This window comes from Cupriavidus sp. 2SB (assembly GCF_005503625.1).
Taxonomy (GTDB): Bacteria; Pseudomonadota; Gammaproteobacteria; order Burkholderiales; family Burkholderiaceae; genus Cupriavidus.
This window is the reverse complement of the sequence record NZ_SCMX01000002.1, coordinates 1-26,438: the sequence shown is the minus strand read 5'-3', so window position 1 is coordinate 26,438 and position 26,438 is coordinate 1. Positions and strand designations below refer to the sequence as shown.

General features: G+C 61.1%; 28 protein-coding genes, 4 tRNA genes and 2 pseudogenes. 25 read left to right on the top strand and 9 right to left on the bottom strand.

The window, feature by feature from the left end:
• Positions 1-162: 162 nt before the first annotated feature.
• The 15 genes from acpP (at position 163) to nagZ (ending at position 14,499) form a co-directional block, all read left to right on the top strand.
• Entirely contained in the window at positions 163-402 is a 240-nt protein-coding gene (acpP, locus tag FFS21_RS01140; protein WP_008644813.1) for an acyl carrier protein, read from the top strand.
• Between the two features lie 217 nt (positions 403-619).
• Positions 620-1,852: a beta-ketoacyl-ACP synthase II gene (fabF, locus tag FFS21_RS01135; protein WP_137923101.1), complete on the top strand. Its 1,233-nt coding sequence runs from the start codon at positions 620-622 to the stop codon at positions 1,850-1,852.
• Positions 1,853-2,107: 255 nt separating this feature from the next.
• Positions 2,108-2,707 carry an RNA polymerase sigma factor RpoE gene (gene rpoE, locus FFS21_RS01130; RefSeq protein WP_137923100.1) on the top strand — a complete coding sequence of 200 codons (600 nt, stop codon included), beginning with the start codon at positions 2,108-2,110 and terminating at the stop codon, positions 2,705-2,707.
• Positions 2,708-2,811: 104 nt separating this feature from the next.
• Positions 2,812-3,465, top strand: coding sequence for a sigma-E factor negative regulatory protein (locus tag FFS21_RS01125; RefSeq protein ID WP_137923099.1), 654 nt, complete (start codon positions 2,812-2,814; stop codon positions 3,463-3,465).
• An 8-nt stretch (positions 3,466-3,473) separates the two neighbouring features.
• Complete coding sequence (locus FFS21_RS01120; protein WP_137923098.1) at positions 3,474-4,550, top strand: MucB/RseB C-terminal domain-containing protein; 1,077 nt, start codon at positions 3,474-3,476, stop codon at positions 4,548-4,550.
• A 134-nt stretch (positions 4,551-4,684) separates the two neighbouring features.
• Positions 4,685-6,172, top strand: coding sequence for a DegQ family serine endoprotease (locus FFS21_RS01115; protein ID WP_137923097.1), 1,488 nt, complete (start codon positions 4,685-4,687; stop codon positions 6,170-6,172).
• A 249-nt stretch (positions 6,173-6,421) separates the two neighbouring features.
• Positions 6,422-8,215, top strand: a complete 1,794-nt coding sequence (gene lepA, locus FFS21_RS01110) for a translation elongation factor 4 (RefSeq protein WP_137923096.1) — start codon at positions 6,422-6,424, stop codon at positions 8,213-8,215.
• Positions 8,216-8,263: 48 nt separating this feature from the next.
• Complete coding sequence (lepB, locus tag FFS21_RS01105) at positions 8,264-9,160, top strand: signal peptidase I (protein ID WP_137923095.1); 897 nt, start codon at positions 8,264-8,266, stop codon at positions 9,158-9,160.
• A 51-nt stretch (positions 9,161-9,211) separates the two neighbouring features.
• Entirely contained in the window at positions 9,212-9,610 is a 399-nt protein-coding gene (locus FFS21_RS01100; protein WP_249359040.1) for a DUF4845 domain-containing protein, read from the top strand.
• 4 nt (positions 9,611-9,614) lie between these two features.
• Complete coding sequence (gene rnc, locus FFS21_RS01095; protein WP_137923094.1) at positions 9,615-10,385, top strand: ribonuclease III; 771 nt, start codon at positions 9,615-9,617, stop codon at positions 10,383-10,385.
• A complete protein-coding gene (gene era, locus FFS21_RS01090) occupies positions 10,382-11,320 on the top strand; it encodes a GTPase Era (RefSeq protein ID WP_137923093.1) in 939 nt (312 codons plus the stop codon). The genes rnc and era overlap by 4 nt, the downstream gene beginning before the upstream one ends.
• Positions 11,321-11,325: 5 nt before the next feature.
• The gene (gene recO / locus FFS21_RS01085; RefSeq protein WP_137923092.1) at positions 11,326-12,210 is read left to right on the top strand and encodes a DNA repair protein RecO; all 885 of its coding nucleotides are present in this window, start codon (positions 11,326-11,328) and stop codon (positions 12,208-12,210) included.
• A gap of 25 nt (positions 12,211-12,235) precedes the next feature.
• On the top strand, positions 12,236-13,018 hold the full coding sequence (gene pdxJ / locus FFS21_RS01080; RefSeq protein WP_137923091.1) for a pyridoxine 5'-phosphate synthase: 783 nt from the start codon (positions 12,236-12,238) through the stop codon (positions 13,016-13,018).
• Positions 13,015-13,443 carry a holo-ACP synthase gene (gene acpS / locus FFS21_RS01075; protein ID WP_137923090.1) on the top strand — a complete coding sequence of 143 codons (429 nt, stop codon included), beginning with the start codon at positions 13,015-13,017 and terminating at the stop codon, positions 13,441-13,443. The genes pdxJ and acpS overlap by 4 nt, the downstream gene beginning before the upstream one ends.
• 6 nt (positions 13,444-13,449) lie before the next feature.
• Positions 13,450-14,499, top strand: a complete 1,050-nt coding sequence (nagZ, locus tag FFS21_RS01070) for a beta-N-acetylhexosaminidase (RefSeq protein ID WP_137923089.1) — start codon at positions 13,450-13,452, stop codon at positions 14,497-14,499.
• 78 nt (positions 14,500-14,577) lie between these two features.
• On the opposite strand, the gene efp is transcribed toward nagZ, so the two are convergent.
• Both efp and earP read right to left on the bottom strand, forming a co-directional pair.
• Positions 14,578-15,138 carry an elongation factor P gene (gene efp, locus FFS21_RS01065; RefSeq protein WP_137923088.1) on the bottom strand — a complete coding sequence of 187 codons (561 nt, stop codon included), beginning with the start codon at positions 15,136-15,138 and terminating at the stop codon, positions 14,578-14,580.
• Positions 15,139-15,267: 129 nt separating this feature from the next.
• Positions 15,268-16,422: an elongation factor P maturation arginine rhamnosyltransferase EarP gene (gene earP / locus FFS21_RS01060; RefSeq protein WP_137923230.1), complete on the bottom strand. Its 1,155-nt coding sequence runs from the start codon at positions 16,420-16,422 to the stop codon at positions 15,268-15,270.
• Between the two features lie 144 nt (positions 16,423-16,566).
• On the opposite strand from earP, the gene uvrC reads away from it, so the two are divergent.
• The 5 genes from uvrC to FFS21_RS01035 all read left to right on the top strand — a co-directional run bounded on the left by uvrC (position 16,567) and on the right by FFS21_RS01035 (position 19,941).
• Positions 16,567-18,618: an excinuclease ABC subunit UvrC gene (gene uvrC / locus FFS21_RS01055; RefSeq protein WP_171020302.1), complete on the top strand. Its 2,052-nt coding sequence runs from the start codon at positions 16,567-16,569 to the stop codon at positions 18,616-18,618.
• A gap of 138 nt (positions 18,619-18,756) precedes the next feature.
• Positions 18,757-19,356 carry a CDP-diacylglycerol--glycerol-3-phosphate 3-phosphatidyltransferase gene (pgsA, locus tag FFS21_RS01050; RefSeq protein ID WP_137923087.1) on the top strand — a complete coding sequence of 200 codons (600 nt, stop codon included), beginning with the start codon at positions 18,757-18,759 and terminating at the stop codon, positions 19,354-19,356.
• A 179-nt stretch (positions 19,357-19,535) separates the two neighbouring features.
• A tRNA-Gly gene (locus FFS21_RS01045) sits at positions 19,536-19,611 on the top strand.
• A 77-nt stretch (positions 19,612-19,688) separates the two neighbouring features.
• A tRNA-Gly gene (locus FFS21_RS01040) sits at positions 19,689-19,764 on the top strand.
• A gap of 103 nt (positions 19,765-19,867) precedes the next feature.
• Positions 19,868-19,941, top strand: a tRNA-Cys gene (locus FFS21_RS01035).
• Positions 19,942-20,012: 71 nt separating this feature from the next.
• On the opposite strand, the gene FFS21_RS01030 is transcribed toward FFS21_RS01035, so the two are convergent.
• A complete protein-coding gene (locus FFS21_RS01030; RefSeq protein ID WP_137923086.1) occupies positions 20,013-20,930 on the bottom strand; it encodes a LysR family transcriptional regulator in 918 nt (305 codons plus the stop codon).
• Between the two features lie 102 nt (positions 20,931-21,032).
• Here FFS21_RS01030 and FFS21_RS01025 point away from each other — a divergent pair, with 102 nt between their 5' ends.
• Entirely contained in the window at positions 21,033-22,124 is a 1,092-nt protein-coding gene (locus tag FFS21_RS01025; protein WP_137923085.1) for a YeiH family protein, read from the top strand.
• A 29-nt stretch (positions 22,125-22,153) separates the two neighbouring features.
• Here FFS21_RS01025 and FFS21_RS01020 read toward each other — a convergent pair.
• Positions 22,154-22,240: transfer RNA gene (locus tag FFS21_RS01020), tRNA-Leu, on the bottom strand.
• A gap of 195 nt (positions 22,241-22,435) precedes the next feature.
• Here FFS21_RS01020 and FFS21_RS01015 point away from each other — a divergent pair.
• The 4 genes from FFS21_RS01015 to FFS21_RS01000 all read left to right on the top strand — a co-directional run bounded on the left by FFS21_RS01015 (position 22,436) and on the right by FFS21_RS01000 (position 23,940).
• A complete protein-coding gene (locus FFS21_RS01015) occupies positions 22,436-22,801 on the top strand; it encodes a hypothetical protein (RefSeq protein WP_137923084.1) in 366 nt (121 codons plus the stop codon).
• Complete coding sequence (locus tag FFS21_RS01010) at positions 22,782-22,979, top strand: hypothetical protein (protein WP_137923083.1); 198 nt, start codon at positions 22,782-22,784, stop codon at positions 22,977-22,979. Before FFS21_RS01015 ends, FFS21_RS01010 begins: the two co-directional genes overlap by 20 nt.
• A 142-nt stretch (positions 22,980-23,121) precedes the next feature.
• On the top strand, positions 23,122-23,352 hold the full coding sequence (locus FFS21_RS01005; RefSeq protein ID WP_137923082.1) for a hypothetical protein: 231 nt from the start codon (positions 23,122-23,124) through the stop codon (positions 23,350-23,352).
• A gap of 180 nt (positions 23,353-23,532) precedes the next feature.
• Positions 23,533-23,940: a heme-binding protein gene (locus tag FFS21_RS01000; RefSeq protein ID WP_137923081.1), complete on the top strand. Its 408-nt coding sequence runs from the start codon at positions 23,533-23,535 to the stop codon at positions 23,938-23,940.
• Positions 23,941-24,175: 235 nt separating this feature from the next.
• On the opposite strand, the gene FFS21_RS00995 is transcribed toward FFS21_RS01000, so the two are convergent.
• From FFS21_RS00995 to FFS21_RS00975, 5 genes and pseudogenes are all read right to left on the bottom strand, one after another.
• On the bottom strand, positions 24,176-24,499 hold the full coding sequence (locus tag FFS21_RS00995) for a hemin uptake protein HemP (RefSeq protein WP_137923080.1): 324 nt from the start codon (positions 24,497-24,499) through the stop codon (positions 24,176-24,178).
• Positions 24,500-24,754: 255 nt separating this feature from the next.
• A complete protein-coding gene (locus FFS21_RS00990) occupies positions 24,755-25,168 on the bottom strand; it encodes an ExbD/TolR family protein (protein ID WP_137923079.1) in 414 nt (137 codons plus the stop codon).
• Positions 25,169-25,194: 26 nt separating this feature from the next.
• On the bottom strand, positions 25,195-25,932 hold the full coding sequence (locus FFS21_RS00985; RefSeq protein WP_137923078.1) for a MotA/TolQ/ExbB proton channel family protein: 738 nt from the start codon (positions 25,930-25,932) through the stop codon (positions 25,195-25,197).
• Positions 25,933-25,984: 52 nt separating this feature from the next.
• A pseudogene (locus FFS21_RS00980) lies at positions 25,985-26,335 on the bottom strand (energy transducer TonB); the annotation flags it as partial.
• Positions 26,328-26,438 (bottom strand): annotated as a pseudogene (locus FFS21_RS00975) (D-2-hydroxyacid dehydrogenase family protein); the annotation flags it as partial. The pseudogenes FFS21_RS00980 and FFS21_RS00975, both read right to left, overlap by 8 nt.

Genomic DNA, 26,438 nt, shown 5'->3' with positions numbered 1-26,438 from the left:
AATCCGGTCCGGTTTCGAGGGAGAAGCCGAAAGAAGCCGGCCAAAGCTGTCGTTTTTCAAACCAATCGGGCGCGAATCTTGCAAAGCTAGTCAGGCAGATTTTTTGCGGTACAAACCTGCTAAAATGCGCCCACTTTTTGTCGAACTTCCCTGGAGGGTTACATGGACAATATCGAACAACGCGTCAAGAAAATCGTGGCTGAACAGCTTGGCGTGGCCGAGGCAGATATCAAGAACGAATCGTCGTTCGTGAATGACCTCGGTGCAGACTCGCTGGACACGGTTGAACTCGTGATGGCGTTGGAAGATGAATTCGGCATGGAAATTCCTGATGAGGAAGCCGAAAAGATCACGACCGTGCAACAAGCTATCGACTACGCTACCGCGCACGTCAAGGCTTAAGCCGTCGTCATCGAATTCCGAGCCACAGAAGGCGCACGGGCGGGGCCGTTACGGTCCTGTCGTGATGTTTTCTGTGGCTTTCGTCTGTTTGAAGAAGTTGAGCTGTAAAAGATCCCGAGCCAGTTGGAGCCGCGCGAGATGCCAGTCATCCTAACGGCAGGTTTGGCCAGATCCTGAGTCATTGCAGTTCCGCTTCACACACTCGTGGGAAAACATAGTGAGCCGTCGTCGCGTCGTCGTCACTGGGCTTGGCCTTGTGTCTCCGGTCGGAAACACGGTTGCCGAAGGCTGGGCTAACCTGGTTGCCGGCAAGTCCGGCATTGCCACCATTACCAAATTCGATCACTCCGCTCTGGCAGTTCATTTTGCCGGCGAAGTGAAGGGCTTTAACGCCGAGGACTATATCCCGGCGAAGGAAGCCCGCCACATGGATACGTTTATCCATTTCGGCATTGCAGCCGGGTCTCAGGCGCTGAAGGATAGCGGCCTGGAGATTACTGAAGAGAATGCGGACCGTATCGGCGTGCTCGTCGGTTCGGGTATCGGCGGCCTGCCGATGATCGAGGAAACACAGATCGAGCTGTCGAACCGTGGTCCGCGCCGTATTTCGCCGTTCTTCGTGCCGGGCTCGATCATCAACATGATTTCGGGCCATCTGTCGATCATCCACGGCATGAAGGGACCGAACCTTGCCGCCGTGACGGCCTGCACGACTGGCCTGCACAGCATCGGACTGGCTGCGCGCCTGATCCAGGCTGGCGACGCCGATGCCATGCTTGCTGGTGGTGCGGAGTCGACCGTGTCGCCGCTCGGTATCGGCGGTTTCGCCGCTGCGCGTGCACTATCGACGCGTAACGACGATCCGGCCACGGCTTCGCGTCCGTGGGACAAGGATCGCGACGGCTTTGTGCTGGGCGAAGGCGCCGGCGTGATGATGCTCGAGGAGTACGAATCGGCCAAGGCACGTGGCGCCCGCATCTACGCTGAACTCGTTGGCTTCGGCATGAGTGGCGATGCGTTCCACATGACGGCGCCGAGCACCGACGGCCCGCGCCGTTGCATGGCAGCTGCCATCAAGAATGCCGCTATCAACGTCGACGAGGTGAACTACCTCAATGCACACGGTACGTCGACGCCGCTGGGCGACAAGAACGAAAGCGAAGCCATCAAGCTCGCCTTTGGCGATCATGCCTACAAGATGGTTGTCAATTCGACCAAGTCGATGACGGGCCACTTGCTGGGTGGCGCTGGTGGGCTGGAGTCGGTCTTCACGGTGCTGGCGATCCACAATCAGGTTTCGCCGCCGACGATCAACATCTTCAATCAGGATCCCGAGTGCGACCTGGACTACGTGGCCAACACGGCGCGTGATATGAAGATCGACGTCGCAGTGAAGAACAACTTCGGCTTCGGCGGCACCAACGGCACGCTCGTGTTCCGCCGCATCTGATCCGTCGCGACGACATTGCCAGAGCACCGGGGCTTTCCGCAGGGATTCGCCCCGGTTTCTCTTTGCGGCGGTGCGATGGCAGCGTTGATCGGGTTGCACGCGGTGCAACCGGGTTGGAATGCGCGGGAACCAATTTGCGTAGTTGCGGTCACAGAATGCGCTCTGCGATACCCGCGCATGGACCGATCGTAGGTAAAATACAACGCTTGTCGTTACGACGAAACCAAGAGATACACTGCAGCAGGTGAACCATTCGTGAGCGAACGCGAAGCCGATCAGCTTCTTGTTGAACGCGTCCAGCAGGGCGACAAACGGGCCTTTGAATTGCTGGTGGTGAAGTACCACCGCAAGATCATTCGCCTGATTTCGCGCCTTGTCCGTGACCCCGCCGAGGTGGAGGATGTGGCGCAGGATGCCTTTATCAAGGCGTACCGCGCCTTGCCCCAGTTCCGGGGGGAATCCGCCTTCTACACATGGCTGTACCGTATCGCGGTCAACACTGCAAAGAACTACCTGGCCACCCAGGGACGACGCCCCGAAGCGTCCAGCGACATCGATGCCGAAGAGGCTGAAACTTTTGCGGACGGTGAGCAACTAAGGGATATCAATACGCCGGAGTCCATGCTCCATACGCGCCAGGTTGCCGATACGGTGAACCGCGCAATGGAAGCGCTGCCGGAAGAATTACGCACTGCCATCACGCTGCGCGAAATCGAAGGTCTCAGCTATGAGGAGATCGCGGAGGCGATGGGGTGCCCGATCGGGACGGTGCGCTCGCGGATTTTCCGGGCGCGCGAAGCGATCGCAGATAAATTGCGGCCCCTGCTGGGAACGGCGGAGGGCAAGCGGTGGTAGTGAGAATGTCGTGCAGCCAGCGTTGCAGCCTATTCCTGCATCGATAAACGACAGCAGTAGTGACGGGATTTATCGGTGTTCAATGGAATTTCTTGGGGTTGGAAATGGGTCAGGCTCATAAGCAGTCGGTTCATGTAGTGGAAGCAGCGGAGCAGGTCTCCGTCCTGATGGATGGCGAACTCGGTGCGCATGAAGTCGATGCGGCGCTGGGCATTGCTAAGGGCGAAGCCGGCATGGCCGACTGGTCAATGTACCAGTTGATCGGTGATACGCTGCGTTCCGAGGATCTGGCGCACGCCGGGTCCACTGGTGACTTTCTCTCGCGTTTCTCCGCCCAGCTCGAAGCCGAGCCGCACGTGTTGGTGCCGGCGGTTGCCGCTGCAGGGCGACACCGCATGCTGGTGCGTCCGTCGTGGGTGCGCCGTGTCGTGCCGGGCACGGCAATCGCCGCGGCTGTGGCGGCCGTCAGCTGGGTTGTCGTACCGCAAATGCGTGGCACGACCGACGGCGGTGCGCCGGATGCCATCGTGGCCCGCGTCGACCAGCAGCCTGGTGCAACCGTGAAGGCGGGCGCACCTGCCGTCAATGCAGGCGGGATCGTCACCGTGTCTGCAGACAGCGCCCAGATGATTCGCGATCCGCGCCTTGATGAGTATCTGCGCGCGCACCGCACGTCCGTGGCAACCGATGCCTTTGTGCCGACCATGCGCACAGTGGCCAACGGTGCCAATTTCTCCCAGGATAATTCGCAGGAATAATGCCGGACATGCAGAAAGGACGGTCGTCCGCCAACGCAGCGGGCGTGCGCGGAAAGAGGGGCCTGAGCAGGTCCTTTTTTCTGGCCCTGTGCCTGACCGCTGCCGCCGCAACGGCGCAGCCGTCTGAAAATACGTTGAACCGGCGCGATGCCACCGCGTGGCTGAACAAGATTCACCGCGCGGCGCAGCGTGAGAATTATGTCGGCACGCTGATCTACCAACGCGGTAGCGTCATGCATGCTTCGCGCATCCAGCATTACAGCGATCTCACGAATAACGAATACGAGCGGCTGGAAACGCTGGATGGCAAGCCGCGCGAGGTGCTGCGACAGAACGATGTCGTACACAGCCTGATTCCCGAGGCCAAGCTGGTAGTCATCGAGAAGCAGGAAGCCAAGGATCGTTTCCCTGCGTTGCTGGCCACGACCAAGAGCGATGTGCTCGATCTCTACGACATGCGCAAGCTCGCGGCCGAGCGTGTGGCTGGCGTTGAGTGCGAAGTGTTCGCGCTGGAGCCGCATGACACGGCGCGTTACGCCGTACGGCTGTGGGCCGACAAGAACTCGGGTCTTCTGATGCGTGCCCAGACGCTGGGCGAGGGTGGCAAGGTGCTCGAGCAGGTTGCCTTCTCGCAGGTGGACATTGGTGTGCCGTCCGACAAGCAGCGGATTCTTGGTGCCATCAAGGGCGCCAGCTCCTGGAATCGCTACGAGGTCACCTACCAGCCGGCCAATATCGCCGACGAGGGGTGGTCGATCAACACCCCACTCAAGGGCTTCCAGAAGATTCGCGAAGTTCGTCGTCCGCTGGGAGAGTTGCGCGCGCCGACGCCGGGCAGCAAGTCCGGTGCGATGTTCGAGGTGTTGCAGGTGGTCTATAGCGACGGCCTCACCGGCCTGTCCGTTTTCATCGAACCCGTTTCGGAGCAGCGTGCGCGTCGTGAAGGCGTGGCGTCGCTGGGTGCCACGCAAGTCGTGGTGCGGCGGGTGAATGATTTCTGGGTAACCGTGGTGGGAGAGGTTCCCGCCGCGACGGTGAAGCAATTCGCGGCCGGCGTGGAGTATCGCCCGCCCAAGGTACACTGACCAGAATCTGGCTTGGCTGCGAAGGGCAACGCACTCTTCGCCGGCCTGCCAGGCAGCAGGGCTCGCAGGCACTTCCGCGTGAAGTCTCCTCGCGACGCAACCGTTTCTCGCTGATTTTCCCGGGAGTTCGTTTCATGATTTCCAGATCCCCAGTTGTGGCGCGGGCCATGGTCATGTGCGCCATGCTTGCGCTCGGACCAGCCATTTCCGAGGTCGGGCACGCGCAGGCGGCAGCCTCGAACTACAACCTGCCTGATTTCACGGACCTGGTGGAAAAGGCGAGTCCCGCCGTGGTCAATATCCGCACGACCGAGCGCGTGCGCTCGCGCGGCGGCAATACCCCGGAAGATGATGAGATGGCGGAGTTCTTCCGCCGCTTCTTTGGCGTACCGATGCCAGGCGCGCCGACGCCGCCGCGTCGTGGTCAGCCGCCCCAGGGGCAGGGCGAAGAGCAAAGCCGTGGCGTGGGGTCCGGGTTTATCACGAGCCAGGATGGCTACGTGATGACCAACGCCCACGTGGTGGCAGACGCCGAGACCATCTACGTCACGCTGCCGGACAAGCGCGAGTTCAAGGCCAAGCTGATCGGTTCCGACAAGCGTACTGACGTTGCCCTGCTGAAGATCGAAGCAACGGGATTGCCGCGACTGACCCTCGGCGACTCCGACAAGATTCGGCCGGGTGAGTGGGTACTCGCCATTGGTTCGCCGTTCGGACTGGATAACAGCGTGACTGCCGGCATCGTGTCGGCCAAGGGCCGCGATACGGGCGACTATCTGCCGTTCATCCAGACCGATGTCGCAGTGAACCCCGGCAACTCGGGCGGTCCGCTGATCAACCTGCGCGGCGAAGTCATCGGCATCAATTCGCAGATCTACAGCCGCAGCGGTGGCTACATGGGCATTTCCTTCGCGATTCCGATCGACGAGGCCCTGCGCGTGACCGAGCAACTCAAGGTCAGTGGCAAGGTGACACGTGGCCGGATCGCCGTGGCGATTGGCGACGTGACCAAGGAAGTGGCAGATTCGCTGGGTCTGGGAAGGGCGCGTGGCGCGCTGGTCGGCAGTGTCGAGCCGGGTGGGCCTGCCGAGAAGGCTGGCATCGAGGCCGGTGACATCATCCTGAAGTTCAACGGCCGCGATATCGAAAAGGCTTCGGATCTCCCGCGCATGGTCGGCGATACCAAGCCCGGGACGCGGGTGCCGCTGCAGGTATGGCGCAAGGGCCAGACGCGCGACGTGCAGATCACGGTGACCGAACTCGAGCCCGATGCCGCGCGAACTGCGGCGCGCAAAGGGGACAAGCGTGGCAATAGCGCCGAGGAGCAGCAGTCGGCAAGGCCGAATGCTCTCGGCTTGATCGTCAATGACATTGCCGAAACCCGTCTGCGCGAGTTGAAGATCAAGGGCGGTGTCGAAGTGGAATCCGCGGACGGTCCTGCTGCCCGTGCCGGAATTCGTCCGGGCGACATCATCTTGCGGCTCGGCGATGCCGATGTAGCGAATACCCGCCAGTTCAACGACATGGTCAAGAACCTGGACAAGAACAAGATGGCGGCGGTGTTCGTACGTCGGGGAGATGCCACCCAGGTGCTGACGTTGCGTCCGAGCCAGACTCGCTGATCGCCTGGACGTTTCCCTCAGTGCCAGGATGCGCCGGACCTCCGTCCGGCGCATCTCGTTCCGATAGGTGCTTCACCCGGCACGTCCACGTTACGGTGGACGCGCGTGGGGTGATCATTTCGTGCGCCGGAAGTCCTTGAAAATACGGTAAAATCGCGGATTGGCGCAATTCCTGCGCTCCACCTTCCTGCCGCGCCCGCCGTCCTCCGTGACACCGCCGGGCACCGCCTGCGTTTCCCAGAAGACTAGATGGACCATATTCGTAATTTCTCGATCATCGCCCACATCGACCACGGCAAATCCACGCTGGCCGATCGGATCATTCAGCGCTGTGGGGGGCTGTCGGATCGGGAGATGGAAGCACAGGTGCTCGACTCGATGGATATCGAGAAGGAGCGCGGCATCACGATCAAGGCACAGACCGCGGCGTTGAGCTACAAGGCGCGCGATGGCAAGGTCTACAACCTGAACCTGATCGACACCCCGGGACACGTGGACTTCAGCTACGAAGTCAGCCGTTCTCTGTCGGCGTGCGAAGGCGCGCTGCTGGTGGTGGACGCGTCGCAGGGCGTGGAAGCCCAGACCGTCGCCAATTGCTACACGGCCATCGAACTGGGCGTGGAAGTGGTGCCCGTGCTCAACAAGATCGACCTGCCGTCGGCGGACCCCGATAACGCGAAGCAGGAAATCGAGGATGTCATCGGCATCGATGCCAGCGAGGCTACGCTGTGCTCGGCCAAGACTGGGCTCGGCGTGGAAGACGTGATCGAGGCGATGATTGCGCAGGTGCCGCCGCCCAAGGGCGATCCGGCTGCACCGCTCCAGGCGTTGATTATCGACTCGTGGTTCGACAACTACGTGGGTGTCGTGATGCTTGTGCGCGTGGTCAACGGCACGCTGCGTCCCAAGGACAAGATCCTGCTGATGGCAACCGGCGCACAACACCTGACCGAACAGGTGGGCGTGTTCTCGCCGAAGTCTGTCCAGCGTGACGAACTGACCGCCGGCCAGGTGGGCTTTGTCATTGCCGGCATCAAGGAACTGAAGGCCGCCAAGGTCGGTGACACGATCACCACGCTGGCACGCCGCGCGGAGGCGCCGCTGCCCGGTTTCAAGGAAGTGAAACCGCAGGTGTTCGCCGGTCTTTATCCGGTGGAAGCGAACCAGTACGAGGCGCTGCGCGAATCGCTGGAAAAGCTGCGATTGAACGATGCCTCGTTGATGTTCGAGCCGGAAGTTTCGCAGGCACTCGGTTTCGGGTTCCGCTGCGGCTTCCTTGGCCTGCTGCACATGGAAATCGTGCAGGAGCGCCTGGAGCGCGAATTCGACATGGACCTGATTACAACCGCGCCAACCGTGGTTTATCAGGTGCAGATGCGCGATGGTTCGGTGGTGACCGTCGAGAATCCGGCCAAGATGCCGGATACGACCCGGATCGACGCCATCCTCGAGCCGATCGTGACGGTGAATCTGTACATGCCACAGGAATATGTGGGCTCTGTGATCACGCTGTGTACGCAGAAGCGTGGCTCGCAGATCAACATGAGCTACCACGGCAAACAGGTGCAACTGACGTACGAAATTCCGATGGCGGAAATCGTGCTCGATTTCTTCGATCGCTTGAAGTCGGTGTCGCGCGGGTATGCGTCGATGGACTACGAGTTCAAGGAATACCGCCCGTCCGACGTGGTCAAGGTGGATATCCTGATCAACGGCGACAAGGTCGATGCGCTGTCCGTGATCGTCCACCGTTCGAATTCGCAATATCGCGGTCGCGAGGTCGCGGCCAAGATGCGAGAGATCATTCCGCGGCAAATGTACGACGTGGCCATTCAGGCGGCCATCGGCGTGAATATCATCGCCCGTGAAAACGTCAAGGCACTGCGCAAGAACGTGCTGGCCAAGTGCTACGGCGGCGATATTTCGCGTAAGAAGAAGCTGCTGGAAAAGCAGAAGGCCGGCAAGAAGCGCATGAAGCAGGTGGGGACTGTGGAAATCCCGCAGGAGGCTTTCCTGGCCATTCTGCAGGTGGACGATAAATAAGCGCGCGTTTCCGGCGAATACAACAACACGACATCACTCCGAGCCGTCATGAATTTTGCACTGATCCTTTTTGTGCTGGTGGTCATTACGGGCATTGCCTGGGTTGCCGACAAGCTGGTATTCGAACGTCAACGCCGCAGCACGGCCCAACTGGCGCTCGCGGAGTTCGATGCGCAGCGGCAGTTGCAGGCGGCAACGGGCAGCCCGGAGATTGATCGGTCGCGCGCCAAGCTTGCCGAAGAGAAGCTGCGGCAGCCGTGGTGGCTCGAATATTCGGCCAGTTTCTTTCCGGTCATCCTGGCAGTGTTCGTGCTGCGCTCGTTCGTGGTGGAGCCGTTCAAGATTCCGTCCGGCTCGATGATTCCCACGCTGTTGATCGGTGACTTCATCCTGGTCAACAAGTACAACTACGGCATTCGTCTGCCCGTGGTGAACAAGAAGGTCATTGACATTGGCGAACCGCAGCGCGGCGACGTGATGGTGTTCCGTTATCCGAAAGATGAGTCGCTCGACTACATCAAGCGTGTGATCGGCGTGCCGGGCGACGTGGTGCGTTACGAGAACAAGAAGCTCACGATCAACGGCAAGCCAGCGGAGTACACGCAGTTGCCCGATTATCTCGACGAGGAGCGGTTGTCATATTCCAGGCACTTCCTCGAGACGCTGCCAGGCGGTGTCCAGCACGGGATTCTTAACGATGCTGACCGGCCCGCGTTTATCGCTGGTGCCGATCCGGATTTTCCGTTCCGCGATAACTGCACTTACAATCAGCTGGGGCTGACCTGCAAGGTGCCGGAAGGCCACTATTTCGTCATGGGGGACAACCGTGACAACAGCCTGGATTCCCGGTATTGGGGATTCGTGCCTGACAAGAACATCGTCGGCCGCGCATTCATGATCTGGATGAATCTGGGCAATTTCGGGCGCGTGGGGTCGTTCAAGTAAGTCCTGGCAGTCTCACGCAGCGCAAAACACTCAAAAACGAGGGCAGCGCAGATGGGTCAAGAAATTTGGTTTCGGGGAAGCCGGGGTTGTGCCCGTGCTGGCGTGACGAAAAAATCACGTGGCTTTTCGATGGGATCGCTGCTGGTGATTCTCCTCCTCCTCATCGCGGTGGCAATCCCCGCGCTGAAGTCGATACCCAGCGTGATGGAATATTTTTCGGTCAAGCGTGCGGTGAATTACGCACGGGACAATTCCAGCAACCGCAAGGAACTGGCCGCGAGCTTCGACAAGCAAGCCTCGATCGACGATATCCGGTCGATCCATGGTGAAGATCTGGATATTACGGAAGACGATACCGGGCGGATTCGCTCGATTGGATTCGAGTACCGGACCGAGGTGAAAATCTACGGTCCATTAAGCTTTTTGATTACCTATTCGGGAACGCAGTAACGACATGACCTTCGACGCCTTGCAGCAACGTCTCGGCTACCGATTCAGCAAGCCCGAATTGCTGCAGCAGGCGCTCACGCATCGCAGCCATAGCGCCAATCACAACGAGCGCCTGGAGTTCCTGGGCGATTCGGTGCTGAATTGCGCCGTGGCCGACATGCTGTACGGCATGTTCGGCAAGTTGGACGAAGGCGATCTGTCGCGCGTGCGGGCCAACTTGGTCAAGCAACAGGCGCTCTACGAGATTGCGCAGATGCTCCAGCTCTCAGAGGTGCTGCGTCTGGGCGAGGGTGAGTTGAAGAGCGGCGGTTTCCGCCGCCCGTCGATTCTCGCCGATGCGCTTGAGGCGATTGTCGGTGCGGTGTTCCTGGACGCGGGATTCGATGCCGCCCGCGCATTGATCCGCAAGTTGTATATCCCGATTCTGGAGCAGGTGGATCCGCGCACACTGGGCAAGGACGCCAAGACGCTGCTCCAGGAGTACCTGCAGGGCCACAAGATCGCCCTGCCGCAGTACAACGTCATCGCCACGCACGGTGCGGCTCACAGCCAGCAATTTGAAGTCGAGTGCATCGTGCCTAAACTGGAGGTGCGCGTGTTTGGCACCGGCGCCTCGCGGCGTGCGGCCGAACAGGCGGCGGCCAAGCTGGCGCTGGACGAAGTCCAGAAGCTCGTGCCCCAGTTGCTCAAGCGCAGCCGCGCCGAGCGTACGGGCAAGACACGCAAGCAGCCGGTGCCCCCGGATCCCCAGTTGTCTCTCAGGTTGAAGGAATGACCGATTCTCTCCCTCCGTCGCAGCAAGCGGCGGACACTTCCGGTGCCCCGGCATTTCGTTGCGGCACCGTGGCCATCGTTGGCCGTCCCAATGTCGGCAAGTCCACGCTGATGAATGCGCTGGTCGGCCAGAAAGTCAGTATCACGTCGCGCAAGGCGCAGACAACGCGCCATCGGATAGTGGGTATCCAGACCACGGACGACGCACAGTTCGTGTTTGTTGATACGCCAGGTTTTCAGACTCGCCATGCCAGCGCGCTGAACCGCACGCTCAATCGTGCTGTTACGTCGACGCTCTCGTCGGTGGATCTGGTGCTGTTCGTTGTGGAAGCCGGGTATTTCGGCGCCGATGATGAAAAGGTGCTGTCGCTGCTGCCGAAGAACACGCCGGTGCTGCTGGTGTGCAACAAGCTCGATCGGATCGGCGAAGGCCGCACCGAAGTGATGATGCCGTTCCTGGAGCAGATGGGGCAGCGCTTCCCGTTCACGGAAGTGGTGCCGATGTCGGCCAAGACACACGATCACATCGAGCGCTTGCTGGCCATCATCCGTCCTTATTTGCTCGAAGGCGAGCCGATGTACGACGTGGATGCCATGACCGACCGGAGCGAGCGCTTCCTGGCATCGGAAATCATCCGCGAGAAGGTGTTCCGCTGGACGGGCGACGAACTCCCTTACACAAGCACGGTGATCATCGACAAGTTCGAGACCGAAGGGCGCCTGCGCCGGATTTTCGCGACGATCCTTGTCGAGCGCGACGCGCACAAGGCCATGATCATCGGTAACAAGGGTGCCAAGCTCAAGCAGATCTCCACCGAGGCACGCCTTGACATGGAAAAGTTGTTCGACGGCAAGGTCTACCTGGAAATGTGGATCAAGGTAAAGAGCGGCTGGGCCGATAACGAAGCCGGGTTGCGGGCCTACGGCTACGAGTGAGCAAGATGCCTGACGTGCGCCGCGCCGCCGTGCCGCGGGCGCGCAGTGCCGATCCCATTGCCGAGGAGGCTGCCGAGGTGCTGGAGTCCGGCGTAGGCGGAGCCTTGAGTCCGGCGGTCGTGGCTGGCCGGGAAATGATGGATCGCGCCATGCGCATCGTGCCGGCCCGCTCGGAATTGCGGGTCAGCAACGAAGCCGGATTTGTGCTGCACGCGTATCCGTATCGCGAGACGAGCCTGATCCTTGATGTGTTCACGCGTGACCATGGACGCATGGCGATGGTGGCCAAGGGCGCCAAGCGTCCGCATTCGGTGTTGCGCCCGGTGCTCCAGCATTTTCATCCAATCTCGATGTCGTGGACCGGGCGCGGCGAGGTCAAGACCCTCACGAAGGCCGAGTACGTGGGCGGCATGTTGCCGCTGGCGGGCGATGCCCTGCTGTCAGGTTTCTATCTCAACGAATTGCTATTGCGATTCTGCCCTCGCGAGGATTCGCATCCCGCACTGTTCAAGCACTACATGATCACGCTGACGCGGCTGGCGCATGGCGAATCGGCCAGCCTCGTGCTGCGCAGCTTCGAGCGTGTGTTGCTGCAGGAAACCGGTTTCGCCGTGGCGTTTGACCAGTGCGTGAAGAGTGGCGAGCGTGTGCAGGCAGGGTTCGACTACGTCTACCAGCCTGAACGGGGCGTGCGGCGTGCGCATGCAAGCGATCCGTCGAGCTGGCCGGTGGTGGCGGGGCAGACATTGCTCGACATGGCGCAGGACGATTACTCGCGCGCGCAGACCGCAGCGCAAAGCCGCGCGCTGATGCGGTTTCTTCTGCATTATTATCTGCAGGGCGAGCCGCTCAAGACGCGCCAGATCCTGATTGATCTGCAATACCTTTGATATTCATTTTTTCGAGCAAGCCGGCATGATCTTCCACGCGAATCCCGGGGTCATCGACCTGGGCATCAATATCGATCACGTTGCCACGCTGCGCAATGCGCGCGGCACGGTCTATCCCGATCCGATCCAGGCTGCGCTGCAAGCCGAAGAAGCTGGCGCGGACCTGATCACGCTGCATCTGCGCGAGGATCGCCGGCATATCCGCGACGCCGATGTGTTCGCGCTGCGCCCGAAGCTGGCCACGCGCATGAACCTGGAGTGCGCCGTCACCTCGGAGATGCTCGACATTGCCTGTCAGGTCAAGCCGCAGGACGTCTGCCTCGTGCCCGAGAAGCGCGAGGAAGTGACCACGGAAGGCGGACTCGATGTGAAGGGCCACTTCGAACAGGTCAGCGCGGCATGTCGCCAACTGGCCGACGCGGGAATCCGCGTTTCGCTGTTCATCGATGCGGACCCGGAGCAGATTGCCGCTGCCGCTGCGTGCAAGGCGCCGGTGATCGAGATTCACACGGGCCGATACGCGGAGGCTCACACGCCCGAAGTGCAGGATGTGGAGTTCCGTCGCGTCGCCGAAGCCGTGAATGCGGGGCAGAAGCATGGCCTGATCGTTAACGCGGGGCATGGTCTGCACTACACCAACGTTCAGCCGATCGCGGCGCTGCCTGGCATCAAGGAGCTGAACATTGGTCATGCAGTGGTTGCCCATGCCGTATTTGTCGGCTGGCAGAATGCCGTGCGCGAGATGAAGGCGATCATGGTGGCTGCTCGCCTGGGTACGCGCTATCCGGTGCCGGGGCAAGCCGCGTGATCTACGGTGTCGGCACCGACATCATTCAGATTGATCGCGTGCAGGGCGTAATGGAGCGCACGCGCGGTCGATTTGCCGAGAAGGTGCTCGGCCCACGCGAACTGAAGGTCTATCACGCACGCAAGGCGCGCTCGGAGAAGCGCGGCCTGGCCTTTTTGGCCACGCGCTTCGCTGCCAAGGAGGCGTTTTCCAAGGCCATCGGCCTCGGTATGCGCTGGCCGATGACGTGGCGCGCGATGGAGCTGCTGAACCTGCCCTCGGGCGAGCCCACGCCGCAATGCACGGGCGAATTGGCCGACTGGGTGCGGGAACGCGGCTTGACCATCCGTGTCAGTGTCAGTGACGAAAAAGACTATGCGGTCGCGTTTGCGATCGCGGAGCAGACCAGCGTGTCCGGTCTGTTGCCTGAAACCGCCTCGAACTGAATCGATATGAACAAGAAAGTGACTGGCAAGCATCCGGGCCCGGTAGTGCTCGACGTGGTGGGAAAGAAGCTCAATGCCGAGGACGCACGGCGCATCGCACACCCGCTGACCGGCGGCGTCATCCTGTTTGCGCGCAATTTCGAATCGCGCGCACAGTTGACTGCGCTGACGCGCGCGATTCGTAACGTCCGGGACGATGTGCTGATCTGTATCGACCATGAAGGTGGTCGCGTGCAACGTGCGAAGACCGATGGATTCACGCACCTCCCGGCCATGGCGAAGCTCGGCCAGCTATGGGACCGCGATGTGCTTCTGGCCACTAAGGCCGCTATCGCCTGCGGGTATGTACTTGCAGCCGAACTGCGCGCCTGCGACATTGACCTGAGCTTCACGCCCGTGCTCGATCTCGATTTTGGCCGTAGTGGCGTGATCGGAGATCGCGCGTTCCATGCGGATCCGCGCGTGGTCACCATGCTGGCCAACCACCTGACGCATGGCCTGCTGCTTGCTGGCATGGCCAACTGCGGCAAGCACTTCCCTGGACACGGTTACGTGGAGGCGGATTCGCATGTGGCTGTGCCGGTCGACGAGCGTCCGCTTGAGGAGATCCTGGCACACGACGCCCGTCCCTATGACTGGATGGGTCCGGCGCTGGCTTCGGTCATGCCGGCGCATGTCATTTATCCGAAGGTCGATCCCAACCCCGCCGGCTTCTCGCGTTTCTGGCTGCAGGACATCCTGCGTGCGCAGCTTGGTTTCGAAGGTGTGATTTTCAGCGACGACCTCAGCATGGAAGGTGCCAGTGTGGCCGGCAGCGTTACGCAGGGCGCGCGCGCCGCGCTAGATGCCGGCTGCGATATGGTGTTGATCTGCAACAACCCCGATAAGGCCGACCAACTGCTGACGGAGTTGGATACGCCGGCCAGCAAGGCATCGCAGCGCCGCATTCGGAAGCTGTTCGGTCGACGCAAGCCGCTGGACTGGAACAAGCTCGAGCAAGAGGGCGAGTACCGGGCGTCCTTGCGGTTGTTGAAGGAGTTGGCGCTGATCGCCTGAGGCACTCAGGCGAAGTTGCGCAGAAGAACAAAAAGGGCAGCCGAAGCTGCCCTTTTTTATCGCGTGGCGCCGTGAAGCTTAGTTGGCGCGGCTGCGGTATTCGCCGGTGCGCGTATCGATTTCGATCTTGTCACCGATGTTGCAGAACAGCGGCACTTGCAGTTCGAAACCGGTATTGATCTTGGCGCCCTTGAGCACCTTGCCCGACGACGTATCGCCCTTGACGGCCGGCTCGGTATAGATGATCTCGCGGACCAGCGTGGTCGGCATTTCCACCGAGATGGCCTTCTCGTTGTAGAAGACGACTTCAACAGCCATGCCGTCTTCGAGGTAGTTCAGCGCGTCACCCATGCTGTCCTTCTCGACTTCGAACTGGTTGTAGTCGGCGTCCATGAAGACGTACATCGGATCCGCGAAGTACGAGTACGTGCATTCGCGGCGGTCGAGCATGACCACTTCAAACTTGTCGTCGGCCTTGAAAACGGACTCGCCCGGGGCTTCCGTCAGCAGGTTCTTGTACTTCATCTTGACGACGGCGGCGTTACGGCCCGACTTGTTGTATTCGGCCTTCTGAACCACCATCGGGTCGGAACCGATCATGAACACGTTGCCGACGCGGAGTTCCTGTGCGATTTTCATCTGAACTGTCTTCCTGAAAAAATTTGGTCCGGGTTCGATATAAGCCCGGAAAAGCGGTGTGGCGAAGGCGCGCAGCCGGCAGTTTGTTCTTGGCCTTGAAACTTGGGGCCCGCCATCAAAATCAACCGGCTATTTTACCCGATTTTCGCTGAAGTCCACCAGATTCGCAGCCAGATCGCCCAGGTGCTGCAACTGCCGCTGCCAGCGGTCCATCCCGGCGGTCAGCGCCGGCAGTTGTGCATAAAGCGCCGCCCAGTCCGGGGTTCCACCGTAGCCGTTCCATGTGTGCCAGAACTCGCGCAATGCGGCGGAGGCGTCCGGCGCAACACCGGCGCGAGCGAAACGCGTCAGCCAGGCATCGAGCTTGATGTGGTGCGCATCGTCGTCTTGCGGGTAGATGTGCCAGACCAACGGCCGGGCAGCCCAGTGGGCGCGCACGAAGGAATCCTCGCCACGCACGAAGTTGATGTCGCAGGCCCACAGCAATTCGTCGTAGTGTTCCTGGCGCACAAAAGGGATGCCGTGCAGTACAAGGTTGCCGCGACGATGCGAGGTGCCGGGCTGCATCGATGCACCAAGCCACGCTTCGATCTGCGTCGCGGCGAGGCCTTGTGGCACGAAGCAGTCGATGGATAAATCGCCGTGCTGCCATTGGTCGAGCAGCGCAGGGGTGGCAGGATTGGCGTAGGCGAACAGGCTGATTTTCAACGCATCCGGCGTGGGCTTTACGCCCAACCGGTGCCATAGTGCGGCGTGGGCGGCGGGGCTGGTACGAAACGCATCGCGCGAAGCGCCAATCATCGATTCTCGCAGCAAGCCACCGGTGCCGCGGGCAAAGCCTGGAAAGAAGAAATACTTCGTCAGCGGCAGGCGCGGGTGCGGTGACGCCATCGCATGATGCTCCGCCACCCAGTCTTCCGCGCTCATGTATTCAAGGTTCAGCCATACGGGTTTGCGCGGCGCTGCGGCCATGGCTTGCAGGAACGGGGCCGGCAAGTGGCAGGCAAAGGCTTCGATCACGACATCGTGCGGCATGGGGGCGTCAAACGGCGCGTCGGCGCTGGCGGGCTGCCAGGTGCGGATGTCAACGCCCGCCAGCCGTTGCCGTTCGGCCGTCGGGTCGAGTTCAGGAGCCAGTCTCGCGAAGCTGTGGAGGTCATCTACCCAGAGCCTGACGGTATGGCCGTGCTCCTGCGCAAGCTGGCGGGCAAGTCGCCAGCAGACACCAATATCGCCGTAGTTGTCGACGATGGTGCAGAAGATATCCCAGGAACGGATTGGCATGGCGGTGAGGGCGATCCCCTTGGGAAAAGTCTCGGGGAAGAATTGCTCTAAACTTGCGATTCTAGGCCAGCACCGTGGTTTGGCGTCGCATTTTGGCGGCGTGGTCCGGCGCAGCAAGGCACTTATATTCGTCCCACAATCCCGATGCCCGAGCAGGAATCCGCTTCCCCGATTGACCCGGCGCCTTCGCCGACAGACTCTGTTTCGGAGCCGCTGCAGCCACGGCAGGCATCCGAGCCACCGGATGTACCCGAGTTCGATCCACGCCCGATCCTGGCGCGCATGCCCGGATTGCCTGGCGTCTACCGCTATATCGATGCCGACGGTAACGTGCTCTACGTGGGCAAGGCGCGGGACCTGAAGAAGCGCGTATCCAGCTACTTCAACAAGACACAGTTATCGCCGCGCATCGCGATGATGGTGGGCAAGATCGCCCGTATCGAGACGACTGTGGTGCGTACCGAGGCTGAAGCGCTCTTGCTTGAGAACAATCTCATCAAGGCGCTGGCGCCTCGTTACAACATCCTGTTTCGGGACGACAAGTCTTATCCATTCCTGAAGCTGACCGGGCACAAGTTCCCGCGCATGGCCTACTACCGTGGTGCCACCGATCGCAAGCACCAGTACTTCGGCCCGTTCCCGAGCGCCCACGCGGTTCGGGAGAGCATGCAGATCCTGCAGAAGGTATTCCAGTTGCGTACCTGTGAGGATTCGGTGTTCAACAACCGCACGCGCCCGTGCCTCCTGCACCAGATCCATCGCTGCACGGCGCCATGTGTGGACGCAATCAGCGCGGAGGACTACGCACGCGATGTTGGCAATGCCGCGCGGTTCCTGCAGGGCAACGAAACCGAGGTGCTTGAAGCGCTGCAGTCCAAGATGGAATCGCACGCGGTGCAACTGGAATTCGAGCAGGCGGCCGCCGTGCGCGACCAGATCGGTGCGCTCTCCACCGTGCTCAAGCGCCAAGCGGTGGAAGAGGTTGGCCAGGCCCGTGACATTGACATCCTGGCCGTGGCGGTCCAGGGCGGCCGCGCTTGCGTAAACCTGGCGATGGTGCGCGGCGGTCGGCATCTGGGCGACAAGGCCTATTTCCCCGCTCACGCCGACGAAGCGGCGATGATCGTCGAGGAAAGCGACGATGCCGGTGGCGAGGGGGAGGCCGGAGCCATGCCGGGAGATGGTGTGCTCACCGTCGATCGGATTGCCGCGCGTGTGCTGTCGGCCTTCATGATTCAGCATTACCTGGATCAGACCGCGCCGCCCATTGTCGTAGTCAGTCACCTGCCTGCGGATAGTGCCGTCGTGGAGGCCCTTTCGATGCAGGCAGGCCGCAAGGTGGCGCTGGTACGGCAGCCGCAAGGTCAGCGCAGGATCTGGCTCGAAATGGCGATACAGGGTGCCGACCTCGCGCTGGCACGCCGTTTGGCTGAACAAGGCAGTCAGGAGGCGCGCACACGGGCGCTGGCCGAGACCATCAGTCTCGACATGGAGGACCTTTCGATGCTGCGCATCGAGTGCTTCGACATCAGTCACACGGCAGGCGAAGCAACTCAGGCATCGTGCGTGGTGTTCCACCACCATGAGATGCAGAATGGCGAGTACCGTCGCTTCAATATTGTCGATATCACCCCGGGCGATGACTACGCAGCGATGCGGCAGGTGCTGACCCGTCGTTACCAGAAGCTTGTCGAACAGATTCAGGAAGAGGGTGGCGACCCCGGCGACGTAGGGGCCGAAGGGGTACCGAGGATGCCGCGTGTGGTGCTGATCGACGGCGGCAAGGGGCAGGTGGAGGTGGCGCGGCAGGTGTTCGAGGAACTTGGCCTCGACATCGGCCTGCTGGTCGGTGTGGCGAAGGGGGAGGGTCGCAAGGTCGGGCTGGAGACGCTAATCTTTGCCGATGGGCGACCATCGCTGGAACTTGGGCAAGGGAGTGCTGCGCTGATGCTTGTGGCGCAGATCCGCGACGAGGCGCACCGCTTTGCGATCACCGGCATGCGGGCGAAGCGGGCCAAGGCGCGTACGACATCGCGACTCGAGGAAATCGAGGGCATCGGGGCGCGCCGCCGCCAGAAACTGTTGACGCGTTTCGGCGGCTTGCGTGGCGTGATGGCAGCGAGTATCGACGAGCTGGCGAGCGTGGATGGCATCTCGCGCACGCTGGCCGAGGAAATCTATCGGCAGCTTCATTGATCGACGCCGGGTAGGGGTTGCGCCTTGGCAATTGTGCGGCTTCCGCCCAAAATTATCGGGTTTGATCCGAAATAGGCGACAATCGCCCATCCGATATCGGAGGCTCGGCTGATTCGCGCCTCCCAGACCCCCTCGCACATGCCATTGAATATTCCCATCCTGCTGACCTGGCTCCGCGTGGCCATGATTCCGCTTGTCGTCGGGGTCTACTACCTGCCGGAAGCCTGGTTGCCGATGCATACCAAGAACGTGACGGCGGCGTCCTTCTTCATCATCGCGGCGGCGACGGACTGGCTCGACGGCTTCCTGGCCAGGCGCTGGAACCAGACTTCATCCTTCGGCGCCTTCCTGGATCCGGTGGCGGACAAGCTTATGGTCACCGCCGCGCTGCTCTCGCTGCTGGCACTGGGTCGAGTGGCCGATCTGATCGCGCTGGTGATCATCGGCCGTGAGATTACGATTTCGGCGCTGCGTGAATGGATGGCGCAGATTGGCGCGTCCAAGAGCGTCGCCGTCAACTTTTTGGGCAAACTCAAGACCACGGTGCAGATGGTTGCCATTCCCCTGCTACTGTTTAACGATTCGTTGATGGGCATCGACGCGTCAGTGCTCGGCGGCTGGATGATTTACCTGGCTGCGGTGCTCACGCTATGGTCGATGATTTACTACATGAAGCTGGCGTGGCCGCAGATCCGCGAGCGCAGCGATGCACTGACCAGCGCTCGCACGCAAAAATGAAATCCCTGCAAAAAGTTGTTGACGAGCCGGTTCGTCTTTTGCAATAATCTCGTTCTCGCTGCTGACGACGGAAACGAAGGCAGCAAGATAAGCAGGACTTAGTGCGAATTGCCAGCATAAAGCTGCGTAGTTAAAAGAAGTTGCGCGATAGTCTGCTTTTCGGTAGTATGCAGGACCCTGCGGGAGTAGCTCAGTTGGTAGAGCGCAACCTTGCCAAGGTTGAGGTCGCGAGTTCGAGACTCGTCTCCCGCTCCAGGTTAATGGCATCTGGTGATTCGGATTCGTCGGATCGGCAGATTGGCAGCATCGCTGCCACGCAGTAAAAGTTGTATGCGGGAGTAGCTCAGTTGGTAGAGCGCAACCTTGCCAAGGTTGAGGTCGCGAGTTCGAGACTCGTCTCCCGCTCCACATCCCAAAGGGAAGCAGTGCTTCCCTTTTTCTTTCCAGGGATTGTCTCCGCGTTGCACAGGATGTGCGCAGCGAATACGGATACAATTCAGGATCGTCACCTGGCGGGGTGGCAGAGTGGTTATGCAGCGGCCTGCAAAGCCGTGTACGCCGGTTCGATTCCGACCTCCGCCTCCAGTATCAGCAAGACGGCGCCCGATGTGGCGCCGTTTTTGTTTTCCTCGCTTCCCGCATACCTTTTCAACAGTTCACGGTGCCAACGTTGGCGCGGCACCTCGCAAGTATTCGGTGAAAGCGAGCAGACCCTGCGTTGGGAACTTGTCCTGATGGACTACCAATTGCAGCGGTCGAATCACGCGAGGCAGGCCCTGGCGCAGGGCGACTAACAGGCCGCGCTCGATCTCGTCGCGCACAACGTGCAAGGAGAGGCAACTGACGCCAAAGCCGCTCATCACCGCACGCTTGATCGCCTCCGCATTCCCCAGCTCAAGGGCAAATCGAAGGGTGCCTAGCGCTGGCACGAGGCGGGCCTCGATGATCTCCCTGGTCCCCGATCCAGGTTCCCGCACGATCCAGTCAGCCTCTCGCAGCATCTCGTGCAGCGCCTCGGTCTGATGGGCTACCGTTGCCAGCGGATGGCCAGGACCGACGATCACCACCATCTCGTCGTCGCACCAATGCACGCTGCGCAGGTCGCGTTCGTGGCTGGTTCCCTCGATCAGTCCGATATCGGCGTCGAATTGCATCAGCGCATTCAGAACGTCCTGGGTATTTCCAATCCGTAAGTCCAGCGTGCACGGACCAGCCTGCGCATTGCGAAAGCCCGCCAGCAGCGCGGGCAGGATATAGCTGCCGATCGTATTGCTGGCGGCGATACGGAGCTGCACGCCGCTTGCCGAGGCAAAGCGTTCCAGTTCATGCGCCTGATCCAGAAGGGACAGCGCGCGTGGGAAAAATTGCCGCCCCGCCTCGTTAATGGACAGGCGACGCGCCACGCGGTCGAACAATGCGCCGTTTAGTGCGCGCTCTAGTTCGGCGAGCGATGCACTGACGGCGGACTGCGACATCGCTAGCGCGTTGGCTGCGGCCATGGTGCTTCCATGCTGTGCGACGGCGACGAAGACCTGAAGCTGGCGGAGTGTGAGACGAAGTGGACGCTGATCCATGATCTATCGATAAAACTGTTTACGCATAACGATATTACCCGTTTTACGGGTTGATCACGGATGCGTACGCTTCGGTCATTCAACAAGAACGCCGTCGCTGCCATGTCCACGACTCCTGCCCCGCACACAGTAGCCACCTCTCTTGCCCCGTCCGCGATCACGTTGTGGCGCAAGAGACTGCTGACGCTCATTCCCCTCGGGGCAATCGCGTGGTTGGCACAGGTGCTCGCGGATCATCCGGCGATTTCGCAATACGGGCTGTCGGCGCTGACGCTGGCCATGTGTGCGGGCATGGTGGCGGCAAACACCATGCCGAAGCACTGGCTGACGCCGTTGGCGCCCGGCATGCAGGTCGCCCGACATCATTTGTTGCGGCTCGGCGTGGCGCTCTACGGCCTGCGTCTGACGTTTGGCGCGATTGCGGCGCTTGGTGTCGGCGGGGTAGCGGTGCCGCTGATGATGTTGGTCGCGACGCTGCTCTTTGGTACTTGGGTGGGGTCGAGTTTCTTCGGCTTGAGTCGTCGCGAGGCTATTCTGGTCAGTGCGGGAAGTGCCGTGTGTGGTGCGGCGGCTGCGATTGCCGTGGCTTCGGTGGTCCGCACCGACGATCGGCAGACTGCCGTGGCCGTGGCGACAGTCGTTCTGTTTGGCACTGCCGGCATGCTGCTGTACCCGTGGATCCATGAACTGTTGACGCAACACTGGCACGTGGCTGTCAGCGATCGCGCCTTCGGGATCTTCACAGGCGCCACGCTACATGAAGTGGCCCAGGTCATCGCATCGGGGAAGATGATCAATGACGCCACGGCTGATGCGGCGGTGGTCGCCAAGATGGTGCGCGTGCTGGCGCTTGGCCCCTTGTTGCTGATCATGGCCCTGTGGCCGCGTACAAGCTGGTCGCAGGAAGCAGGTGGCCATCGCAATCTGCGCGGGCTGCTGCGCTCGGTACCGTGGTTTGCCGTGGGCTTCGTTGCCGTGATGGCGCTGAACTCGGCTGCCCTGGTGCCGTCAGAGTGGAAGCCTGCGCTGGTGGCCTTCGACAACTGGCTGCTGGCCTGCGCGATGCTCGCGATCGGCCTGCATACTCGCATTAGCGATCTGCTACGCGCTGGACGCAAGCCGCTGGCGCTTGCCGGCCTGTTGTTCGTCTTCCTGATGGGTGCGGGCGCAGTGCTCTGCGCATGGCTGGTGTGACTGGCCGAGGAGAGGGAAGGGGAGGGAAGTGGTGCGGCCGACGGGGGTCGAACCCGTAAGCCCGTAAGAGCGGCAGATTTTAAGTCTGCTGAGTCTACCAATTTCTCCACGGCCGCACGGCAAGCCCGGTATTGTGGTGGCTTCGCCTTTGGGAAGCAAGCCGAAACCTCGCCCAGGCGTCGCGACAAGCTCACTGTTCGATGTGATCTCGCTGTTACTGGCGGTAACAATGTCGATACCTCCGTTTCACCTCAAAGACGGGGGCCTCGTACAATAGCGATATCAGAATCCCTGACAGTAGAGGCACGATCATGAAACGTTGGTTGTTCGCAGCATTCGGTGTAGCCGCCGCGCTGGCGTCGGGCGCTGCAATGGCGCGTGTGAACGTTGACGTCGCGATCGGCGTCCCGGGCGTCGTGGTAGGCGGGCCTGCCTACTACCCGCCAGCACCCGCGTACTATGCGCCTCCGCCCCCGGTGGTTGTTGCACCGGCACCGGTCTACTATGGCCCGCCCCCAGTGGTGGTTCGCCCTGCGCCGGTCTATTACGGTCCGCGTTATTACGGCGGTGGTCCGCGCTACTACGGTCCTCGGCCCTACTACGGTCCTGGCTGGCATGGTCGGGGTCATGGTCACGGCCATGGACATGGACATGGTCATGGCCACGGTCATCGCTAATACAGGTCTGACCGGTTTCGAACCTTTCACACCTCGCTTAGATTTGATGAAAGAGCCCCTGTCGGGGCTTTTTCTATTTCTTTTCTCTGAAAAAGCGCCGCTTCGTGGATTCCTACATGCCGTGTTTGGACGTCTGAGTTGTCAGTTCCCCACTCAATTCGTCGCTCAAAGTTTTTGACGCTACGCGTCAAGGGGACTCAACGTTCTCCGAGGGTTTCTCCCTAATATGGAAGAGATGCCGCCGCCCCCACAGCAGCGATACAAGATACAACTGGCTGATGGCGCGGCGATTGTCCGAAACTCGCAAGAAGGGGAATCATATGACCGTCAAATCTCGCATTGCTACGCTCGCCGTTATCGGCGCACTTTCTGGGTTGTCGGCTTCGGCGTTTGCCGCACCGGTCAAATACGATGTTTACAGCGGTGGCCAGCGCGTTGCGGATTCGCGTGACACCTACACCGACGGTGCGCGTGCCGTCGATAAGCGCGACGTATTCCTGGATGGCGCCCGGGTGAATGACAGGCGCGACGCGTTCTCGGACGGTGCGTGAATTGCCGGCGCCGGACAGTATTCGAAAAGACCCGCAAACGCGGGTCTTTTCATTTGGACGGAAGCAGTCAAGCGGTATGCAGGTGAAGGACTTTCAACTGCCGTGCGAAGTGCTTTCGCATTTTCGCGAGAAGCTCGCGCGATATACTGCGACCTCAACCCTGAACCGATGGAGAGAGGTATGCAGCAAAAAACCGTAATGACGGCAGATGACGTGAAGAAAGTACTGGTTGCTGCGGAGGCAGAAGCCAAGGCCAATAACTGGGCCGTCACGATTGTTGTCGTCGACGACGGTGGTCATCCGCTCGGCATGCAGCGTCTGGACGGCGTGGCACCGATCTCCGCCTACATCGCCACGGAAAAGGCGCGTACGGCGTCGCTGGGTCGCCGCGAGTCGAAGATCTACGAAGACATGATCAATAACGGCCGCTACTCGTTCATGACCGCGCCGGTGTTGCACGGCATGCTGGAAGGCGGCGTGCCTATCGTTGCGAACAATCAGGTGGTGGGCGCAGTGGGTGTCTCCGGCGTGAAGTCCACTGAAGACGCGCAGATCGCACGCGCGGGCATCGCTGCCCTGGGTCTCTGATCTTCCGGCCGTCAGCGGTCATCAGAAGTAAAAAGCCCCCGCAGGCGCAATGCCTGCGGGGCGGTATAAAAAGGTGGCATGGCTGGCATCGGGCGGTGCGGCAAGGGGTTTGGAATCCTGCCGTACCGCTTGAATCCGATCGTCTGGCTACTGCCTAACACCCATCGAAGGGTGGTCCCCACAAAAGTCGTTAGAGCCCGTCCGGCCCTGCTCGTTGCAATCGGGTCGGCGCAGATTACTTGGTCAGAATCAGCTTGCCATAGCGCGTCACGCGCAGTGTGTAGACATCGCCGTTATGCAGGATCGGCAGCGTCGTGGCGCCTTGCATGATGGCTTCCAGCGGCATTGCTGGTGTGTCGGTATTGCTGGCAGGCGCTTGGCGCATCAGGGCCTCAAGGCGTGCGGGCAGCGCAGCGACCACTGACTTGACCGATTCCAGTGCGGAGGGAGCAGCAGATACCTCGCGACGCGCCTGCGGTGCAACTTCCACGCGGCGCAGGGAAAGGCGGCGGCGCGTGACTTCACGCGGTTGCGACAGCGGCAGGCTCAGAGTGCTCATGGTCTTCTCCGTTCGAAGCTTTCAGTGGGTTGGTGGATTCACCGGATCACTGGGTGTCAGGGTTGCGATTCGCCACAGCGGCCGGGCAAATCACGATGGAAATGATCATAAATGAGAATTGTTATCATTACAAGGGGGCGATGCGTGAAGTTTGCATGTCGTTACATCTGTGAGGGCATCGGTACTTCGCGCCCATGAAAAAGGGCACCCGCCAGGGGTGCCCTCTTACAACCGAGCCAAGTGTTGCCGAAAGAATCAGCGCTTCGGTTCGGTGATGAAGCCGATCTTGCCGAGTCCGCCATGCTGGGCGGCGGCCATCACCTCGGCCACCTTCTCGTACTTGACGTCGCGGTCGGCGCGAAGATGCAGCTCGGGTTGCGGCTGGAGCAGCGCGGCTTCTGCAATGCGCTGCTCCAGTTGGGCCGGATCCACTTCTTCCTGATTCCAGAACACCTTGCCCTGCGCATCGACGGAGACGTTGATGTTCACGGGCTTGGTGTCGTTGGGCTGGTTAGTCGCCCGCGGCAGGTCGATCTTGACCGCGTGGTTGATGACGGGAATCGTGATGATAAAGATGATCAGCAGCACCAGCATGACGTCGACCAGCGGCGTCATGTTGATCTCGCTCATCACTTCATCATCGTCACCGTCGAGTGTGCCGAATGCCATGATGCGTTTCCTTCAGCGCGCTGCGCTTAGTTCTTGACCGCCAGCCGCACCGAAGCGTCGTCGGCGGCAGCGCGGGCAGCGGAGGTAGCCGGACGCAGACGCGCGCCGGTCACGAAGTAGGCGTGCAGGTCGTGCGCAAAGCGGTTCAGCTTGCTGATCACGCCCTTGTTGCCACGGCTCAGGGCGTTGTAGCCCAGCACTGCGGGAATTGCCACTGCCAGGCCGAAGGCGGTCATGATCAGCGCTTCGCCCACCGGGCCAGCCACCTTGTCGATGGTCGGAACGCCCGAGGCGCCGATACCGATCAGGGCGTGGTAGATGCCCCAGACCGTACCGAACAGGCCGACGAACGGTGCGGTAGAACCGACCGACGCCAGGATAGCCAGGCCGGATTGCATCCGCGACACGGCTTCGTCGATCGCGCTCTTCAGCGAACGGGTCAGCCAGTCAGACATATCGAGCGCGTCGTGCAGTTGCGGTGCACTGGCGCGATGGTGTTGCGCGGCTTCCTTGCCGGTCAGGGCCAGGGTGCGGAAGGGGTTGGCGTCGCTCGCGCCGAGCGTGTCCAGGGCGTGATCGAAATCGTCCGAGTGCCAGAAGCGCTTCTCGGCGCCGTGCGCCATCTTCTTGAGGCGGACCAGATCCCACGCCTTGGTGAGAATCACGATCCACGACAACAGCGACATCACCAGCAGAATGATGGCGGTCGCGCGCATGACGAAATCGCCTTGCGCCCATACGTGTGAGAGTCCGAGGTCCTGCATGGTGGTTCCTGAAAAAGTCAGTGTTTAGGTATGTCGGAAATTTCCGGGGGAATTAGTTCAGCTCGAACTTGATCGGCTGCTGCGCCGTCACAGCCAGCGCACGGCCGTTTTCTGTGTAGGGCTTGCAGCGGATGTTCTTCGCCGCAGTCACCGCTGCCTCGTCAAGCCGTTCGGAGCCGCTGGACTTCGACACCACGGCCTTGATGACCTTGCCCGCTTCGTCAAAGTTCAGGCGTACCACCGCCGTGCCGGTTTCACCCATGCGCTGCGACTGGCGCGGATACACGGGGCTGGGCTGCGAACAGGCCATTTCGCCGATGCCTACGGCACGCGGGGCAGCATTCGATGGGGCGGCCGGTGCGGGTGGCTCGGGTGCGGGCGGTGCGGGTGGCGCAGGCGCCATGCTTGAGGCTGGCCACGTACTGCGGAATGCGGCGCTGGGCCGCCATGATCAACGCCCACGTGAGTTCGGCGGGTGCCACGGGCGATCCCACGCCTTCCAGCAC